The organism is Kitasatospora sp. NPDC059327, from assembly GCF_042752535.1.
Classification (GTDB): Bacteria; Actinomycetota; Actinomycetes; order Streptomycetales; family Streptomycetaceae; genus Kitasatospora.
In genome coordinates this window covers 1-16450 of record NZ_JBHYYB010000074.1, presented here as the reverse complement: position 1 = coordinate 16450, position 16450 = coordinate 1, and the positions used below count along the sequence as shown (strand labels likewise).

Sequence of the window (16450 nt, the reverse complement as noted above, 5' to 3'; positions counted from 1 at the left end):
CATGGCGAAGATCGGTGTAGCCCTGTCCGGCGGCGGTTACCGCGCCACCATGTGGGGCATCGGAGCCCTGATCTACCTGGCCGACGTCGGCCGGAACCGGGAGGTGGTGGCGATCTCCTCGGTGTCCGGCGGCTCGGTCGCGAACGGCGTGGTCGCCCAGGAGACCGACTACCGCGACATCCCCGGGCCGGAGTTCGCCGGGCGTGTCCGCCCGCTGATCCGGCACTGCGCCCACACCGGCCTGTTCTTCTGGGGGCCGGCCACCAACCGCTACGTCCGCTCGCTGTTCGCGCTCGCCGCCCTGGCCTGCGCGGTCACGCTCGCCGGGGTGGCCGCCACCGCGGTCGGCGGGGTCCGCGTCCTGTCCGGTGCCCTGCTGGTGGCGGGCCTGCTGCTGGCCGCCGGCGCGCTGGCGTTCTTCGAACGGCGCAGCATCGTCGTGGACCGGGCCCTGGCACGCGTGCTCTTCCACCGGAACGGGGTCGCCACCCCTCTGCGTGACGTACGGCGCTCCGTCGACCACGTCTTCTGCGCCACCGAACTGCAGAGCGGTGACCACTTCTACCTCTCGCCCGGCTTCACCTACGGGTACCGGTTCGGCACCGGAGCCCCGGGAGAGCTCCCGCTGTCCACCGCGGTGCAGGTCTCGGCCTGCCTGCCGGGTGCCTTCGCCGTCCGGCGCCTGCCCACCGACCCGCACCGGACGGCCCCCGGAACGGCCGTGGCCGACCCGGCACCGGCCGCCGCCCAGCTGGTGCTGACGGACGGCGGGGTCTACGACAACATGGCCGACCAGTGGCTCACCGCGCTGGCGGACCGGGCCCGGCGCGCCGACCGGCCGCCCGCGCACTACGAGGTGGACGAGATCGTCGTGGTCAACGCCTCGGCCGGGATGACCTGGCGGCCGCTGCCCCCCTCCCGGCTCCCGCTGGTCGGCGAACTGGCCGCGCTGGTGCGCATCAAGGGCGTGATGTACGACGTCACGACCAGCCACCGGCGCAACACCCTGGTGCGGTGGTCCGAACGCCGGACCGCGGACGGCGAGCCGGTGAGCGCGCTGGTCCACATCGCGCAGTCCCCGTACCGGGTGGCCGACGCGTACGCCGCCGCCGGGGACCGGTGGCCGGAGCGGGCCACCCGCGCCAAGGAGGTGCTCGACGCGCTCGGTGACGACCCGGCGCACCGCGCCGCCTGGCAGGAGCGGGCGCTGCGCAGCAGCGGCACCCGGACGGTCCTGCGCAAACTGGGCGCCGACACCACCACGGACCTGCTCTTCCACGCGTACACCCTGACCGCGTGCAATCTGCACGTCCTGCTCGGCCACCCGCTGCCCCCGGTCCTGCGGGACCGCGCGTACTTCGCCGATCTCGTCGGCCGCCGCGACGGCGGCTGACCCGGCCCTGGGCGGCTGGCCGGCGAGCCGTCGGGCGGCCCGCCGCCCGGGTCAGCCGGTGCGGTCGCCGATCGGACGGGAGCCGACCTCGGTGGCGGTCCGGACGAAGGCGCGCAGCCGGGCGTTGTCGGCCGCGGTGGGCCAGATCAGGGCCCACTCGGTGGCCGGCGCGTCGTGGATCGGCACGAAGGTGATACCGGGCGGCGTGTAGTAGCGGCGGACATGGGCGTTGAGCGGGCAGACGAGCGCTCCGGCGGCCAGCAGCGCGAGGAGTTCGTGGAAGGTCCGCGCCGGCCGGCCGCGCGTGACGGGGTGTCCGCTCCCGGTGGCCTTGGGCACCATGGCCTCGAACCAGTAGTCGGGAACCAGGGGTCCCGGGTCGAGGACGGTCCGGCCGGCCAGGTCCTCCATCGAGACGGAGGCCCGGCCGGCCAGGTCGGAGCCCGTCGCGACGGCGAGGACGCGCCCTTCGGTCAGCACGGTGGGGCCGACGGTGAGGCCCGGTTCGTGCACCGGCCGCCAGAGCAGTTGCAGGTCCGTCCCGCCGGTGCGCAGCAGGGTGAAGGGGTCGCTGAAGTGGACCTCCACGATGTCGATGTCGCAGTCCGGGTAGCGGGTCCGGAAGGTGTCGATCAGGGGCCGCATCTCATGGCCCAACGCGCCCATGACACCCAGCCGGAGGGTGCCGCGCACCCCCAGCGCGGCCTCGCTCGCGCGGGCCAGTCCGCCGTGGATCAGGTCGTACGCCTGTTGGAGTTCCACCCGCAGGACCTCGCCGACCGGGGTCAGGGTCACACTGCGACTGGTGCGGTCGAACAGGGCGGCGCCGATCCGTCGTTCCTGCTTCTTGATCGCCTGGCTGACCCGGGCCTGCGAGATGCGCAGCCGTTCGGCGGTCCGGCCGAAGTGCAGTTCCTCGGCGAGCGCCAGGAAGATCTCTATGTCCCGTAGTTCCATGGCCGCCCCTCCCGCGCAATAACCCCGTGGTTATCGATCAGCCCGCGAATTCTACGTTGATCGCGAAGCGGCGCCGGTGGAAGCTGGAAGCACCCGGAAGGCCTCCGGGCGACGGCCGGCCGGGCCTCGGCATTTCACCCGAATCTCTTGTGGTGAGCCCCAGTTGCTCCCGCCGCAGCCGCGTACGGGATCCGCCGGACAGTGCGCCGGCCGGAGCCGGGGGCCGAACTCGTCGGCCCCGCCGACCCATCGAAGGAACCGATCGTGCCCCCACCCCTGGAACACCCCGCCCCGGCCACCACTCCACCGCCCCGCGGTTGCCCCGCCCGACGCCCGACCGGCGCGCGGCGCGAGCGGCGGCGAGGAGTCCGACGGCCGTGAGCGACCGCCTCCCGATGGACACGCTGTACCTGGTGCACGAGGTGCTGCGCCGGGAGCTGCGGCACCTCGCGCTCACCCCCCGTGGTGACGGCACCCTCCGGCGCGTCCTGCGCCGAGGCGCCCGCTGGGAGCTCCTGCGGCAGGCCCTGCGCACCCACCACGGCGCCGAGAACGAGGCGCTGCGGCCCGTCCTGCGCCGCGCCCTCGTCGGACGGCCGTACGACCTGGCGCTGCTGGAGGCGATGGCGGCCGAGCACGCCGCGATCGCCTCGCTGATCGGGGCGGTCGACGAGGCGCTCGCCACCCCCGACACCGACCCGGACCTGCTCGGCGACCTCGTCCACGCGCTGGTCACCGGCGTGAACGGGCACCTCCGCCATGCCGAGGAGCGCGTGTTCCCGCTGATCCAGGCCGTGCTGACGGCGCCGCAGTGGGCGCGGTTCCGGCAGCTGCACGCCCGGCGGATCGCGGGCGGCGCGGACACGCACCGGCTCCTGCCCTGGCTCCTGGAGGGCGCCGACGAGGCGACCGTCACGGCGGTCCTGGCGCCGCTGCCCGGGCCGGTCCGACGGGCGTACCGGGCAGCGGAGACCGGCCACGGCCTCGGCCCTGGACCGGTGGGGCCCGCAGGTCCGGTCCCGGGGCCGACACGTGCCGCACCGACGACACCGACGACACCGACAGCACCGACAGCACCGACAGCACCGACGACAGTGACGACAGTGACGACAGAACAGGAGCCGGACCGATGAACGACCTTCAGCTCGGCCGTGAGCAGGACCTCGCGGCCATCCGGCGACTCGTCGAACAGGCCGAGGAGCACCAGAGCGACCCGGACCGCTTCATCCCGCTGCACACGCCCGACGCGACCGTCGTCAACTTCGGCGGCCGGTACGTCGGCGACCGGGAGACGCTGGCCCGGGCGATGGCGGAGGCCCTCGCCTCGCCGCTCGCGAGCGTGGCCACCAGGACCGAGATCCACGGCATCCGGTTCCTCGGTGCCGACGTCGCGATCGTGGCCTGTGTGAAGCACGTGTTCGACGACCGGGACCCGGGCCTGCGCGACGGCACCGACAGCCGGCTGCCCGCGCGGACCGGGCGGCTGACCTACGTCGTGGTCAAGCGCTCCGAAGCCGGGGACGGCACCCCGGGCGCCGGCCACCGGGACGGCGGAGCCACGTCCGGCGGGACCTGGCTGATCAGCAGCGCGCAGACCACCCCGGTACTGCGCTGACCCCGCCCCCGGGCTCCCGCACGCCCACTCCCACACGCCCCCTCTCGCGGCCGACGACCGGCCGCTTTCACCCGCCCACCACCACCCGAGGACTGAGCGTCACTCATGACCACCGTCGAACCCGTCCGGCCGAGCACCTTCACCCCCGCCCAGCCACCCGACCCCGGGCCCACCGCCGTACCGCTGCGCAGCCGGCTGGCCCTGGTGGCCGTCGCCGTCGGCACGTTCGCCATGGTGACCGCCGAGCAGCTGCCGATGGGGCTGCTGACCCCCCTCGGCGGCGCCTTCGACGTCTCCGAGGGGACGGCCGGCCTGATGGTGACCGTGCCGGGCCTGGTCGCCTCCGCCGCCGCCCCGCTGCTGCCCGTGGCGATCGGGCGGCGGGACCGCCGCACCGTCCTGGTCGCCCTGCTGGCCCTGATGGCGGCGGCCAACCTGCTGGCCGTGCTGGCCCCGAACTTCGCCGTGCTGCTCGCCGCGCGCTTCCTGGTCGGGATCGGCATCGGCGGGTTCTGGGCCCTCGCCGCCGGTATCGCGGTGCGCCTGGTGCCCGAGGCCCACATCGGCCGGGCCACCGCCCTCACCTTCGGCGGCGCCACCGCCGCCAACGTGCTGGGGGTCCCGGCCGGGACCCTGATCGGCGGGTTCAGCGGCTGGCGGACGGCCTTCGCCACCGTCGGCGGGCTCGGCCTGCTCGTCGTGGTCGCCCTGGCCGCACTGCTGCCGACCCTGCCGGCCGCCGCACCGGTCCGCCTGGGCACGCTCGCCGCGCAGCTGCGCAACCGGGCCGTGCGGACCGGCGTCCTGACCACCTTCCTGCTCGTGGGCGGCCACTTCGCCGCCTTCACCTTCGTCAGCCCCGTCCTGCAGGAGGTCTCCGGCATCGGCGCGGGCCTGGTCGGACCACTGCTGCTCGCCTTCGGCGTCGCCGGCATCGTCGGGAACTTCCTCGCCGGGGCGACCGCCGGGCGTGACATCCGCAGCGTCGTCATCGCGATCGCCCTGCTGCTCATGACGGTCCTGGCGCTCTTCCCGCTGCTGGGTACCAGCCCCGTCGGCGGGGCGGTGCTGCTGATCGGCTGGGGGCTGGCCTTCGGCGGTGTGCCGGTCAGCGTCCAGACCTGGATCCTGCGCTCCGCCCCCGGCGAGGCCGAGGCCGCGACCGCCCTCAACACCTCCGTGTTCAACCTGGCGATCGCGCTCGGCGCCCTGTTCGGCGGCCTCGTCGTCAACACCGCCACCCTCGGCGCCGCGCTCTGGACGGGCGCCGCGATCGGCCTGCTGACCGCGCTGACGGTCTGGCGCGCCCGCCGGGTCACCGCGTGAGCACCGCTGCCCTGACGCATCGTCGGACTCCGCCCTCCGTCGGACCGAAGAGCGTCTCGACGCTGATCCGGCGGTGGCGCACCACCGCACCGCAACCGCCCCGGCCCACCGGCCGGACACCCTCGACCACCGCGAAGGAGCACACCACCATGGAGACCGCGGAGTACACCCAGGAGGAACTGGCGGCCCAGCCCGTCGCCTACTGGACCGGCGTCGCCTACGAGGAGATCATCGGGTTCATCCGGCGCCGGCAGGCCGAACTCGGCTTCACCCAGCCCCAGTACTGGATCCTGCGCCACCTGTCGAAGCACGACATCTCGCCGGACGGGCACGGGATGACCGTGCCCGAACTGGTCGACGCCATGCGGAGCTACCTGCGCCCGGAGGACCGGGTGGCCGACGAGGCCGGGACCCTGCTGGAACGCGGCTGGGTCACCCGGGACGACGCCGGGCGGCTGTGGATCACCGAGCGCGGTGACACGGCGCGCGCCGGTCTCAAGACGCACGCGCCCGCCTGGCGCGACCTGATCCACGAGGGCGTCGACGACGCGGACTACGCGACCGCCCTGCGGGTACTGCGGCGCATGATCCGGAACGTGGGCGGCGACCCGGCGTGAGACCGGCGCAGGCCCGGGGCGGGGAGCCCGCCCCGGGCGTCCCGGGCGGGCTCCCCGCCGCCGCCCGGCACGGCACGTCACCTCACGGCAGGAACGCCACCTCCGGGAACGCCCGGCTCGGACCGTCGAGCAGGTGCCCGCCGCGCCCGCGCAGGTGCAGGTCGAAGAAGGCCCGCGGGTAGGCCTGCTGGATCCGCACCGCGCGGTCCGGGTCCAGGGTGCCGATCCAGCCCCGGAGGTCCTCGTCACTCATGCCGATCACCTTCGCCAACTGCGGGACCAGCACCTGGTTGTCGCCGTACGAGCTGTGCACCGCGCCGGCGGCCCGGAGGTCGAGCCGCCACCCCCGCAGCCGCGACCAGAACGCGGCGACGGCGGGCTCCTCGGCCCGGGTGAAGGCGGCGGTCATCAGCATGAACGGCCGGTCCAGGTCGGCGGTGATCACCGGCAGCATCGGGCCGTCCAGGCTCAGCCCGGCCCGCACCCGCCGGTCGTCGATCATCAGCCGGGCGGTCGCGGAGCCGCCCTTCGACCAGCCGAACGCGCCGATGCGCCGCGGATCGAGGGCGCCGAGCAGACCGGCCGGCAGCTCCCTGCCCCCCGCGTCGGGGTTGCGCCCGGCGGCGAGCTCCTCGACGCGGTCGACGACGAAGCGGAGGTCCGCGGCGAAGTCCGCCGGCCCCATCGGGATCCCGAAGTCGGGGGCGAGCACCCGGCCGTCCGGAAACACGGTGAACGCGTCGTAGGTGTGGTCCACCGTGACCACCACGTACCCGTGGCTGGCGAGTTCCTGCACCACCACGGTGTGGTCGCCGCGGTGGCTGTGCGCGCCGTGCGAGAAGATCACGACGGGCAGCCGGGCGCCCGTCCGCCGCACCGGGGCGCCCTGGTGGCCGGCCGTGGCCGGGGCGGTGGCCGCGCCGGCCGGGAACCCGGCGGCGGCCAGGAACGTCGGCAGGACCTCGGCGGCCATCCACGGCGCCCGCGGATGGCGCTCGACGTCCCGGGCCGGGTACCAGACGGCCACCATCAGCTCGCGACGACGCCCCGGACCGGCCGCCGGATCCGGGCGCGCGGCGTCGACGAGGTGCAGCGGCACGGTGCCCACCGGGTAGGGCCCGGTGGGCACGGGTAGGGTCAGCTCAGCCGGGCCCGGGGCGACCGGAGCCGCCCACGCGGGGCCCGCGGCGGCGAGCGGCACGGCCGCCCCGGCCGCCAGCGCGGCCCCCAGCAGTCGACGGCGGGTCAGGTCCGCGCGGCTCGCGAACGGTGTGGTGGTCATGGGTCCTCCCCCGATGGTCCGGACAGCACCGGCCCCGGGCCCGGTCGGGCCGGCGGCCCTGCCCGGAGGGATCTCTGACGGCCCGTCCGGCCGCTGTCCGTGCGGTCACTGGGCGCAACGCTGTCACGCGGCGCGCCCGGCGGCATCCGACCACCGGGTGATCCACGGGCCCCGGGTCAGCCCCCGGGTGTACGCCCCCGGACGGAGCCGGATCCGCAGGCCGGTGCGCACGGATCCGCGGGCCCCCTCAGGAGAACAGCGGCCGGTGGCAGGCCACCGTCCGGCCGGGGGCGACCTCGCGCAGGGCGGGCGTCTCGTCCGCGCAGCGCGCGTCGGCCAGCGGGCACCGGGTGCGGAAGCGGCAGCCGGAGGGCGGGGCGAGCGGGGAGGGCGGGTCGGCCGGCAGCAGACCGGTGTCGCCGAGCGGGCGGCCGGGTTCGGGCACGGCGGCGAGCAGGGCGGCGGTGTACGGGTGCGCGGGGGCGGCCAGCACCTCCTCGGTGGGGCCCTGTTCACAGAGCCGGCCCAGCTGGAGCACGGCCACGTCGTCACTGACCGCGCGCACCACGCCCAGGTCGTGCGAGATGAACAGACTCGCCAGACCGCGCTCCTCGGTCAGCCGGCGCAGCAGGTTGAGGACGGTGGCCTGGGCGGAGACGTCGAGGGCGGAGACCGCCTCGTCGGCGATGAGCACCCGCGGTTCGGCCGCCAGCGCGCGGGCGATGGCGACGCGTTGGGCCTGTCCGCCGGAGAGCTGGGCCGGGCGGCGGTCGGCGAACAGCGCGGGCGGCAGGCCCACCGCGGCCAGTTGCCGCTCGACCACGGCCGCCCGGTCGCGCGCCGGATCGGGGTGGGCGTCGAGCGGTTCGGCGACGAGGTCGCGGACGGTGCGGCGGGGGTTGAGCGAGGAGAGCGGGTCCTGGAAGACCATCTGCATCCGGGGCCGCAGGGCCCGCAGCGCGCGCGGGGAGAGCGCAGCGAGGTCGGTGCCGTCCAGGGTGACGGTGCCGGCGGTGGGCGGGGGCAGCCGCAGCAGCGCCTTGGCGACGCTGCTCTTGCCGGAGCCGGACTCGCCGACCAGCGCGAGGGTGCGGCGTTCCCGCAGCTCCAGGGTGACACCGCTGACGGCGTGCAGCGGCCCGGACCGGGTGCGGTGGACCACCGAGAGGCCCTCGGCGCGCAGCACGTGGGTGGTCGCGAGGGCGCTCATACGGTGTTCTCCGTCGTGGTGAGGGGGAAGTGGCAGGCGGCCGTCTGCCCGGGACCGACCTGCCGGACGGGCGGCGCGGCCGTGTGGCAGAGCGGCCGGACGAGCTCGCAGCGCGGGGCGAACGGGCAGCCCCCGGCCGGCCGGGAGAGGTCCGGCGGTGAGCCAGGGACGGCCGGCAGGGTGCGGCGCAGCGGTCCGGTGACGCGCGGCACCGAGCGCAGCAGCGCGGCGGTGTACGGGTGGGCGGGCCGTGCGGTGACCTCCTCGGTGGGGCCGGACTCGACGATCCGGCCCCCGTACATGACGGCGGTGCGCCGGGCCCGCCCGGAGAGCAGGCCGATGTCGTGGGTGATCAGGAGGGTGGCGAGGCCGCGGGTCTCGCGGTGGCGGTCGAGCAGGTCGAGGACGGTGCGCTGGACGGTGACGTCGAGGGCGGTGGTGGGTTCGTCGGCGAGCAGCAGGGCGGGCTGTCCGGCGAGGGCGGCGGCGATGCCGACGCGCTGGCGCAGGCCGCCGGAGAGTTCGTGCGGGTAGGCGCGGGCGCGCCGCGCCGGGTCGGGGACGTCGACGGCGGCGAGCAGCTCGGCGGCCAGCTCTCGGCGGGCCCGGCGGCCGAGCCGGCGCCGGTTGGTGAGCGACTCGGTGACCTGGTCGGCGATCCGGACCACCGGGTTGAGCGAGGTCATCGGGTCCTGGTGGACCATGGCGACGCCGGTGCCGAGCAGTTCGCCGCGGCGGGCGGCGGTGGCGGTGAGCAGCTCCTCGCCGTTCAGCAGCACCGTGCCGGTGGACTCGACCCGGGCGGTGCGGGGGTGCACGCCGAGGACGGTCCGGGCGAGGACGGACTTGCCGGAGCCGGATTCGCCGACCACGCCGAGGCATTCACCCACGTCGACGGTGAGGCTGACGTCGTGCAGGACGCGCAGCGCCCGGCCGTCGGGGGTGTGGATCGTGGTGTCGAGCGAGCGGACGTCCAGGACGGGGGTGGTCATGCGGTGCTTCCCTTCGAACGGAGCCGCTCGCCCAGGTAGTTGAGGGCGAGGACGGTCAGGCAGAGCACCGCCGCCGGGGCGAGCGAGATCCACGGCGCGCTGCCGAGCGTGGTGCGGCCCTCGGCGATGATGCCGCCCCAGGACGGCTCCGGCGGCCGCAGCCCGAAGCCGAGGAAGCTGAGCGAGCCCTCGGCGACGATGGCCACCGTGGTCGCGGTGAAGGCGAAGGTCAGCGCGATCGGCGCGACGTGCGGGACGATCTCGCGGCGCAGGATCCGCAGCGGGGCGGTGCCGATCATCCGGGCGGCCTGGACGAAGCCGCGCTCGCTGAGCGACAGCACGACCGACCGGACCACGCGGGTGAACGAGGGGACGGTGAACAGGCCGATCAGCGCGCCGATCACGGGCAGCCCCGGGCCGCGCAGGGAGACGACGATCATCACCAGGATCAGGGTGGGGACGGACATCAGCAGGTCGGTGGCGAAGCCGATGGCCTTGTCGACCGGGCCGCGGAACCAGCCGGCGGCCAGGCCGAGCGCGCCGCCGCCGAGCAGGCCGACGCCGACGGTCAGCGCGGCCACGGCGAAGGAGGCGCGGGCGCCGGCGACGGTGCGTTGGAGCAGGTCACGGCCGGAGGCGTCGGTGCCGAGCCAGTGCCCGGGGCCGGGTGGGGCGGAGGGGTGGGCGAAGTCGCCGTGCAGCGGGTCGAAGCCGGGCAGCAGCGGCAGCAGCAGGGCGCAGAGCGCGACGACGGCCAGCCAGGCGGTGGCGGCGAGCACCCCGGCGGACGGCCGCCGCCGGGCCCGGCCGGGGGCGGGGGCGGCGGGCTCCGCCGCGGCCTCGGTCGGCCGGACGGTCTCAGCGGTGGTCATGGGCGATCCTCGGGTCGAGCGTGCGGTAGAGCAGGTCGACCGCGAAGGTGGCCGCGACGACGGCGGTGGCGCTGATGACGACGACGGCCTGGATGACCGGGAAGTCGCGGGTGTTGATGGCGGCGGCGGCGAAGCTGCCGACGCCCGGGACGGCGAAGAGCGTCTCGACGAGCACCGAGCCGCCGAGGGAGGTGCCGATGCCGATGCCGATCAGGGTGACCAGCGGCAGCGAGGAGGGGCGCAGCGCGCGGCGCAGCAGGAGCCGGCCGGTGCCCATGCCCCGGCTGCGGGCGGCGGCGATGTAGGTCTGGTCGAGGGTGTCGAGCAGTTGGCCGCGCAGGGTCCGGGTGAAGACGGCGGCCTCGGTGAGGCCGAGGGTGAGCGCGGGCAGGACGAGGTGGCGCAGGTTCTCGACCGGGTCCTCGGTGAACGGGGTCCACCCGGTGGCGGGCAGGATCCTCAGCTGGACGGCGGCGATCCAGATGAGCAGCAGGCCGAGCACGAAGCCGGGCACGGCGAGCCAGACGAACGCGCCGGCGGTGGCGACCCGGTCCAGCGGGCCGCCCGGCTTCCAGGCGGAGAGCAGCGCGACCGGCAGGGCGACGCACAGCGCCACCAGCTGCCCGGCGAGGAAGAGTTCGAGGGTGACGGGGATCCGGTCGGCGAGTTCGGCGGTGACGGCGGCTCCGCTGGTGAGCGAGTGGCCGAGGTCGCCGTGCAGGGCGGCGCCGAGCCAGTGCCGGGCGGCGGTGAGCACGTCGTCGTGCAGTCCGAGGCCGGCCTCGAAGGCGGCGACCTGCTCGGGGGTGGCGGTGGGGCCGAGCGCGGCGACGGCCGGGGAGCCGGGCATCAGCCGGGGCAGCCGGAGCGCGCCGAGGGTGACCAGGAGGAGGACGGCGCCCGCCCGGCCCAGTGGTCCGGCGACGGCGGCCAGCCGGGTGACCGAACGGCGCGCGGCGCCGGTCCGCGCGGGCCGCGCGGCGGAGGCCGTCACTTCCTCACCCACAGCGGGGCGGGCGAGACGTTGACGACGGTCCGCCCGGACACGTCGGGCAGACCGGCGACCCGGGGGCCGGCGAGGAAGCCGACCGGGTTCTCGGTGAGGAAGAGCATCGGGGCGTCCGCGACCACGGCCCGCGCGGCCTCCTGGTAGGAGCGGGCCCGCTGGGCGGGATCGAGCGAGGCCCGCCCGGCGCTGATCGCGCGGGCCGCCTCGGGGCTGTTCCAGCCGCTGAAGTTGAACGGGGAGTCGGGCAGGTAGAGGCTGGACAGCGCGGTGTCGGTGTCGCCGAACATGCTGGTGACGAAGTCCATCACCTGGAACTTGCGCTGGAACATCGCGGTGCCCAGGCTCGCCGCGTCCATCGGCTTGACGGTCAGCCTCACCCCCGCCTCGGCCAGCATCTGCTGGAGGACGGTGGCGCGCTGCTGGCCCTCGGGCCGGTTGTCGACCAGGTACTCGAAGGAGAGGTCCGGGTGGCCGGCCTCGGCGAGCAGTTCCCGCGCCTTGGCCGGGTCGCGGGCGGGGTACGCCGGGGCCGCGGTGCCCCGGTAGGGGGAGGCGGAGCCGATCGGGCCGTCCGAGACCCGGCCCTGGCCGAGGTGCACCACCTTCTCGACGGCCTCGCGGTCGATCGCGTACTGGAGGGCGCGGCGGACCCGCGGGTCGTCGAAGGGCGCGACCCGGGTATTGATCACGACGGTGGAGGTGGAGCCGGGCCCGGTGGCGGCGCGCAGTCCGTCGCCGCCGGCCTGCTTGTACTGGGCGGGGGTCTCCGTCCAGATCAGGTCGGCGTCGCCGGAGCGCAGCGACTGGTAGCGGCTGTCGGAGTCCGGCAGCACCCGGTAGACCAGCTTGTCGGCGTGGCCCTTGGTGCCCCAGTAGGCGGGGTTGCGGGTGAGGGTGACGGAGACTCCGGGCTGCACGCTCTCCACGGTGTACGGGCCGGAGCCGACGGCCGGGGCGTCGCCGGCGGGCGGCTCGGAGACGTAGCCGAGCGCGCGGGTGAAGAGGCCGGGGAAGGCGGCGTCGGGCGCCTTGAGGGTGAAGGTGACGGAGGTCGGCGAGTTGACCGCCATGGCACCGATCGCGGCGGCGTCGGCGGCGCAGGAGCACTTGCTCTCCGGCTTGGCGAGCCGGGTGACGTGGTCGACCACGGCCTGGCCGTCGAGCGGCTTGCCGTCGCCGAAGGCCACGCCCTCGCGCAGGTCGAGGGTCCAGGCGGTGGCGTCGGCGTTCGGGGTGAAGGACTTCGCCAGGTAGGGCTGGAGGGCGCCGTGGTCGCCGTTGACCATCAGCGGGTCGAACAGCGCGTTGGCCAGGATCATCATCGGCATCGAGGTGAGGACGCCGTCGGCCGGGTCGAGCTTGGCGAACGGACGGTCCAGGCCGATCCTCAGGGTGCCGCCGTCGACCGCCGCGCCGTCGTTCGCCGCGGCCTTCGCGGAGCCCTCGCCGGACACCGCGTCGTCGGACGCCGTGCAGGCGCCGGCGGTGAGGGTGATGGCCAGTGCGCAGGCCGCCGATGCCACAACGTGCTTGTGCCGCTTCATGGTTCCTCGGATTTCTCGGTTCACGGGGGGATGTGGCGCCAGCACCGGGGACTGCCGCCGCCGACACCATTTCTGATCTGGCAGTACTGCCAAAAGGCAGTTGTGTTAACTTCGTGTGGCCAGCTACCGAAGAGTTGGCACGCGCCTTGAGCGGGCCGCGTCGGTCGTGATTCGGTACGGGTGGCGGCAGTGCGCGAAGCACCGTCACAGCGACACCCGGCGACGGGCGGACGACGAGGAGCGGGACACCGATGCGGGCGCAGGAGACGGACACCGGGGCAGAGCTGGGCATGCGGGACCGCAAGAAGGCCCGCACCCGCGAGAGCATCCGCACCGCCGCACTGGACCTCTTCGAGGAACAGGGCTTCGAGCGCACCACGGTGGACCAGATCTGCCGCCGCGCCGACGTCGCCCACCGCACGTTCTTCCGCTACTACGCCACCAAGGAAGCCCTGCTCTTCGGCTGGGACTTCGGCCAGACCGTCCTCGACGCGTTCGCGGCCGCCCCCGGCGACCTCGGCCTCTGGGAGGCGTTCGAACACGCCGTCACCGCGACCGACGGGCGGATGGAGGAGCCCGCCGAGCACACCACCCGGCGCCGGGCGCTGCGCCGCCGGGCCCTGGAGATCAAGTCGGTCCGCGACTTCGCCCTCGTCCTGGTCGACACCCTCGGTGAGCGGGCCGCCGGGTCCGCCGCCGAGCGCCTCGGCGTCGATCCGGACACCGACCTGCGGCCGGCCGCGTTCGGCGCGGTGCTCGCCGGCATGATCCGCCGCCACCTCCTCAGCGGCTCCGACACCGGTGGGATGGCCGCCTGGGCCGCCGCCTACCAGGACGTCCTGCGCCCCACCCGCTGACCGGCCGCCGAACCGGGCCCGCCCGCCGACCTCCCCACCGCGCCCCACCGGGTGCGCGGCCGGTCCCCCCTGCCCGAACGGTGACCGGCCCCGCCCCGCCGTACCCCGATCCCCCTTCACACGTCGCTGTTCCGTACCTCCGAAAGGCCCCCGCATGTCCCTCGTCAACTTCCGCGACCCCGCCCGGCTCACCGACCCGGACGGCCGGCTGATCCGCTCCGGTCTGCTCTTCCGCTCCGCCCAGCCCTTCCCCGCCGCCGACGGGGCCACCGTCGAGCAGCTGCGCGCCGCCGAGATCCGCACCATCGTGGACCTGCGCGGCGCCGCCGAGTGCGACCCGGCCGACTGGGCGGCCGTCGAGGCCGACGGGGTGACCGTCGTCGCCGCCCGGATCGACCCCACCACCGACGCGCTCACCGCGGCCATGCGGGCCATGACGACCTCCGCCGACCTCGGCGCCTTCTACCTGCGGATGGCCGAGGCCGCGCCCGAGGCCGTCGCCACCGCCGTGGCGGCCGTCGCCCGCCCCGGCGGCGTCCTGCTGCACTGCGCCGCCGGCAAGGACCGCACCGGCCTGCTCACCGCCCTGCTGCTGGACGTCCTCGGCGTGCCCACCGAGGAGATCGTCGCCGACTACCACCGCACCACCGAGGCGCTCCCGCAGATCTGGGCCGGCCTCGCCGTGCGCCACCGGGTCACACTCAACGACACCGCCGCCCGCGACGCCGTCCCGGCCCCGCTGCTGGCCGCCCCGGCCGAGGCGATGGCCGTCTTCCTCGACCTGGTCCGCACCCGGCACGGCGGCTCGGCCGCCTTCCTCGCCGCCTGCGGCGTCACCGACGCCACGCTGGACGCCTTCCGCGCCAAGGCCGCCCCGGAGGCCGTCGCATGCTGACGCTGCTGCGCCACACCGACGGCACGCCGTTCCGCGACCTCAACCACAACGGCACCATGGAGCCCTACGAGGACCGGCGGCTGCCCGTCGAGGAGCGGGTCGAGGACCTGCTCGGCCGGATGACCCTCACCGAGAAGGCCGCGCTGATGCTGCACGGCCGGATGCTCCCCGGCGGCCCGGACGGCCAGACCGGCCCCTTCCCGACCGGCGCCCACCTCATCACCGAACACGGCCTCACCGCCTTCGCCGTGATGGCCGTACCGGACGCCCGCTCGATGGCGCTCTGGAACAACCACGTCCAGGACCTCGCCGCCGCCGAACGCCTCGGCATCCCGGTCACCCTCGCCTCGGACCCCCGGCACGGCACCTCCGCCAACCCGCTCACCGCCGCCGCCGGCGGCGGCTTCAGCCTCGGCCCCGAGCCGATCGGCCTCGCCGCCACCGACGACCCGGCCCTGGTCCGGGAGTACGCCGCGCTGATCGGCCGCGAACTGCGCGCCGTCGGCATCCGGCTCGCCATCCACCCGATGGCCGACCTCGCCACCGAACCGCGCTGGGCCCGGATCAACGGCACCTTCGGCGAGGACGCCGACCGCGCCTCCCGCATGATCGCCGCCTACATCGCCGGCCTCCAGGGCGAGCGGATCGGCCCGGACAGCGTCGCCTGCATGACCAAGCACTTCCCCGGCGGCGGACCGCAGTCCAAGGGCGAGGACTCGCACTTCGCGGCCGGACGCCGGCTGGTCTACCCCGGCGGCGCCTTCGAGCAGCACCTGCGCCCCTTCGAGGCCGCGTTCGAGGCCGGCACCGCCCAGATCATGCCCGCCTACGCGATCCCCTCCGGCACCGGACTGGCCGAGGTCGGCGCCAACTTCAACCGTGACGTCATCACCGGTCTGCTGCGCGGGAGGTACGGCTTCGACGGCGTCGTCTGCACCGACTTCAACGCCATCACCGGTATGGACGTCCCCGGCCTGGCCTGCCTCCCGCCACGGCACTGGGGCGTCGAGGAATTGTCCGTCGCCGAGCAGGTGGCGCTCACCCTGGACGCCGGCGCCGACCAGCTCGGCGGCGAGACCGATCCCGAACTGGTCCTGACCGCCGTCCGCTCCGGCGCGGTGAGCGAAGCCCGGATCGACGAGTCCGCCCGCCGGATCCTGCGCGACAAGTTCCGCCTCGGCTTGTTCGACGACCCCTACGTCGACCCGGAGGCCGCCGCCGAACTGGTCGGCGCCCCGGCCGGACGCGAGCTCGGCCGCCGGGTCCAGGCCCGCTCCCTGGTGCCCATCGCCGGAACGCCGCGGACCGGTACCCGGCTCTACGTCGAGGGCGTCGACCCGGCCGTCGCCGCCCGCCGCGGCACCGTCGTCGACCGGCCCGAGGACGCCGATCTCGCCGTGCTGCGCATCGCCGCGCCCCACGAGGAGCGTGACGGGTTCCTGGAGCGGTTCTTCCACAGCGGCTCGTTGGAGTACCCGCCCCAGGAGGTGGCACGGCTGCGGGCCGTGGCCGCCGTCGTGCCCACCGCCTTCGTGGTGCACCTCGACCGGCCCGCCGTCCTCACCCCGCTCGCGCCCCACGCCGCCCTGCTGGTCGGCGAGTTCGGCGTCCAGGACGACCTCGTCCTGGACGCCGTGCTCGGCCGCGCCCCGATGACCGGGGTGCTGCCGTTCGACCTGCCCCGCTCGGACGCCGCCGTCGACGCGGCCCGCGAGGACGTCGCCTTCGACACCCGCGACCCGCTGTTCCGTTGCGGCCACCCGGCCGCCGGCTGAGCGGACGCGGCGGCGGGGGGGGGGCGCCCCGGCGGCGGGGGGCCGCCCCCCCCCCCCCGGGCGGGGGGGGGGGCGCGCGGGGCCGCCCGGCCCGCGCGGCGGCCCC

General features: G+C 75.4%; 15 protein-coding genes. 8 read left to right on the top strand and 7 right to left on the bottom strand.

Annotation, left to right across the window (positions count from 1 at the left end; translation table 11 throughout):
• Nucleotide 1: 1 nt before the first annotated feature.
• A complete protein-coding gene (locus ACFXHB_RS32685) occupies nucleotides 2-1393 on the top strand; it encodes a hypothetical protein (protein ID WP_380578440.1) in 1392 nt (463 codons plus the stop codon).
• A 51-nt stretch (nucleotides 1394-1444) separates the two neighbouring features.
• Here ACFXHB_RS32685 and ACFXHB_RS32680 read toward each other — a convergent pair whose 3' ends face one another.
• Nucleotides 1445-2350: a LysR family transcriptional regulator gene (locus ACFXHB_RS32680; protein ID WP_380578438.1), complete on the bottom strand. Its 906-nt coding sequence runs from the start codon at nucleotides 2348-2350 to the stop codon at nucleotides 1445-1447.
• A gap of 377 nt (nucleotides 2351-2727) precedes the next feature.
• On the opposite strand from ACFXHB_RS32680, the gene ACFXHB_RS32675 reads away from it, so the two are divergent.
• The 4 genes from ACFXHB_RS32675 to ACFXHB_RS32660 all read left to right on the top strand — a co-directional run bounded on the left by ACFXHB_RS32675 (nucleotide 2728) and on the right by ACFXHB_RS32660 (nucleotide 5908).
• The gene (locus tag ACFXHB_RS32675) at nucleotides 2728-3483 is read left to right on the top strand and encodes a hemerythrin domain-containing protein (protein ID WP_380578436.1); all 756 of its coding nucleotides are present in this window, start codon (nucleotides 2728-2730) and stop codon (nucleotides 3481-3483) included.
• Nucleotides 3480-3965, top strand: coding sequence for a YybH family protein (locus ACFXHB_RS32670; protein ID WP_380578434.1), 486 nt, complete (start codon nucleotides 3480-3482; stop codon nucleotides 3963-3965). The genes ACFXHB_RS32675 and ACFXHB_RS32670 overlap by 4 nt, the downstream gene beginning before the upstream one ends.
• Before the next feature lie 105 nt (nucleotides 3966-4070).
• Nucleotides 4071-5291: an MFS transporter gene (locus tag ACFXHB_RS32665; RefSeq protein ID WP_380578432.1), complete on the top strand. Its 1221-nt coding sequence runs from the start codon at nucleotides 4071-4073 to the stop codon at nucleotides 5289-5291.
• A gap of 149 nt (nucleotides 5292-5440) precedes the next feature.
• Nucleotides 5441-5908, top strand: a complete 468-nt coding sequence (locus ACFXHB_RS32660; protein WP_380578430.1) for a MarR family winged helix-turn-helix transcriptional regulator — start codon at nucleotides 5441-5443, stop codon at nucleotides 5906-5908.
• 82 nt (nucleotides 5909-5990) lie between these two features.
• Here the strand turns inward: ACFXHB_RS32660 and ACFXHB_RS32655 are convergent, their stop codons facing one another.
• The 6 genes from ACFXHB_RS32655 to ACFXHB_RS32630 all read right to left on the bottom strand — a co-directional run bounded on the left by ACFXHB_RS32655 (nucleotide 5991) and on the right by ACFXHB_RS32630 (nucleotide 12817).
• Nucleotides 5991-7190, bottom strand: a complete 1200-nt coding sequence (locus ACFXHB_RS32655) for an alpha/beta hydrolase family protein (protein WP_380578428.1) — start codon at nucleotides 7188-7190, stop codon at nucleotides 5991-5993.
• A gap of 247 nt (nucleotides 7191-7437) precedes the next feature.
• The gene (locus ACFXHB_RS32650; RefSeq protein ID WP_380578426.1) at nucleotides 7438-8400 is read right to left on the bottom strand and encodes an ABC transporter ATP-binding protein; all 963 of its coding nucleotides are present in this window, start codon (nucleotides 8398-8400) and stop codon (nucleotides 7438-7440) included.
• The gene (locus tag ACFXHB_RS32645) at nucleotides 8397-9392 is read right to left on the bottom strand and encodes an ABC transporter ATP-binding protein (protein ID WP_380578424.1); all 996 of its coding nucleotides are present in this window, start codon (nucleotides 9390-9392) and stop codon (nucleotides 8397-8399) included. Before ACFXHB_RS32645 ends, ACFXHB_RS32650 begins: the two co-directional genes overlap by 4 nt.
• A complete protein-coding gene (locus tag ACFXHB_RS32640; protein ID WP_380578422.1) occupies nucleotides 9389-10264 on the bottom strand; it encodes an ABC transporter permease in 876 nt (291 codons plus the stop codon). Before ACFXHB_RS32640 ends, ACFXHB_RS32645 begins: the two co-directional genes overlap by 4 nt.
• Nucleotides 10251-11258 (bottom strand): ABC transporter permease, encoded by a 1008-nt coding sequence (locus ACFXHB_RS32635; RefSeq protein ID WP_380578420.1) that lies wholly within the window; start codon nucleotides 11256-11258, stop codon nucleotides 10251-10253. Before ACFXHB_RS32635 ends, ACFXHB_RS32640 begins: the two co-directional genes overlap by 14 nt.
• Nucleotides 11255-12817 (bottom strand): ABC transporter substrate-binding protein, encoded by a 1563-nt coding sequence (locus tag ACFXHB_RS32630; protein WP_380578418.1) that lies wholly within the window; start codon nucleotides 12815-12817, stop codon nucleotides 11255-11257. Before ACFXHB_RS32630 ends, ACFXHB_RS32635 begins: the two co-directional genes overlap by 4 nt.
• A 251-nt stretch (nucleotides 12818-13068) precedes the next feature.
• On the opposite strand from ACFXHB_RS32630, the gene ACFXHB_RS32625 reads away from it, so the two are divergent.
• The 3 genes from ACFXHB_RS32625 to ACFXHB_RS32615 all read left to right on the top strand — a co-directional run bounded on the left by ACFXHB_RS32625 (nucleotide 13069) and on the right by ACFXHB_RS32615 (nucleotide 16344).
• On the top strand, nucleotides 13069-13674 hold the full coding sequence (locus ACFXHB_RS32625) for a TetR family transcriptional regulator (protein ID WP_380578416.1): 606 nt from the start codon (nucleotides 13069-13071) through the stop codon (nucleotides 13672-13674).
• Between the two features lie 154 nt (nucleotides 13675-13828).
• Nucleotides 13829-14569, top strand: a complete 741-nt coding sequence (locus ACFXHB_RS32620) for a tyrosine-protein phosphatase (RefSeq protein WP_380578414.1) — start codon at nucleotides 13829-13831, stop codon at nucleotides 14567-14569.
• On the top strand, nucleotides 14563-16344 hold the full coding sequence (locus ACFXHB_RS32615; RefSeq protein WP_380578412.1) for a glycoside hydrolase family 3 protein: 1782 nt from the start codon (nucleotides 14563-14565) through the stop codon (nucleotides 16342-16344). The genes ACFXHB_RS32620 and ACFXHB_RS32615 overlap by 7 nt, the downstream gene beginning before the upstream one ends.
• The last annotated feature ends 106 nt before the right edge of the window (nucleotides 16345-16450 follow it).

Bases quoted from the DNA above. Each gene is read 5' to 3' on its own strand.
- ACFXHB_RS32665 (WP_380578432.1), top strand. From the start codon at position 4,071: ATGACCACCGTCGAACCCGTCCGGCCGAGCACCTTCACCCCCGCCCAG.
- ACFXHB_RS32620 (WP_380578414.1), top strand. From the start codon at position 13,829: ATGTCCCTCGTCAACTTCCGCGACCCCGCCCGGCTCACCGACCCGGAC.
- ACFXHB_RS32640 (WP_380578422.1), bottom strand. From the start codon at position 10,264: ATGACCACCGCTGAGACCGTCCGGCCGACCGAGGCCGCGGCGGAGCCC.
- ACFXHB_RS32655 (WP_380578428.1), bottom strand. From the start codon at position 7,190: ATGACCACCACACCGTTCGCGAGCCGCGCGGACCTGACCCGCCGTCGA.
- ACFXHB_RS32670 (WP_380578434.1), top strand. From the start codon at position 3,480: ATGAACGACCTTCAGCTCGGCCGTGAGCAGGACCTCGCGGCCATCCGG.
- ACFXHB_RS32645 (WP_380578424.1), bottom strand. From the start codon at position 9,392: ATGACCACCCCCGTCCTGGACGTCCGCTCGCTCGACACCACGATCCAC.
- ACFXHB_RS32650 (WP_380578426.1), bottom strand. From the start codon at position 8,400: ATGAGCGCCCTCGCGACCACCCACGTGCTGCGCGCCGAGGGCCTCTCG.
- ACFXHB_RS32685 (WP_380578440.1), top strand. From the start codon at position 2: ATGGCGAAGATCGGTGTAGCCCTGTCCGGCGGCGGTTACCGCGCCACC.
- ACFXHB_RS32625 (WP_380578416.1), top strand. From the start codon at position 13,069: ATGCGGGCGCAGGAGACGGACACCGGGGCAGAGCTGGGCATGCGGGAC.
- ACFXHB_RS32680 (WP_380578438.1), bottom strand. From the start codon at position 2,350: ATGGAACTACGGGACATAGAGATCTTCCTGGCGCTCGCCGAGGAACTG.
- ACFXHB_RS32615 (WP_380578412.1), top strand. From the start codon at position 14,563: ATGCTGACGCTGCTGCGCCACACCGACGGCACGCCGTTCCGCGACCTC.
- ACFXHB_RS32660 (WP_380578430.1), top strand. From the start codon at position 5,441: ATGGAGACCGCGGAGTACACCCAGGAGGAACTGGCGGCCCAGCCCGTC.
- ACFXHB_RS32630 (WP_380578418.1), bottom strand. From the start codon at position 12,817: ATGAAGCGGCACAAGCACGTTGTGGCATCGGCGGCCTGCGCACTGGCC.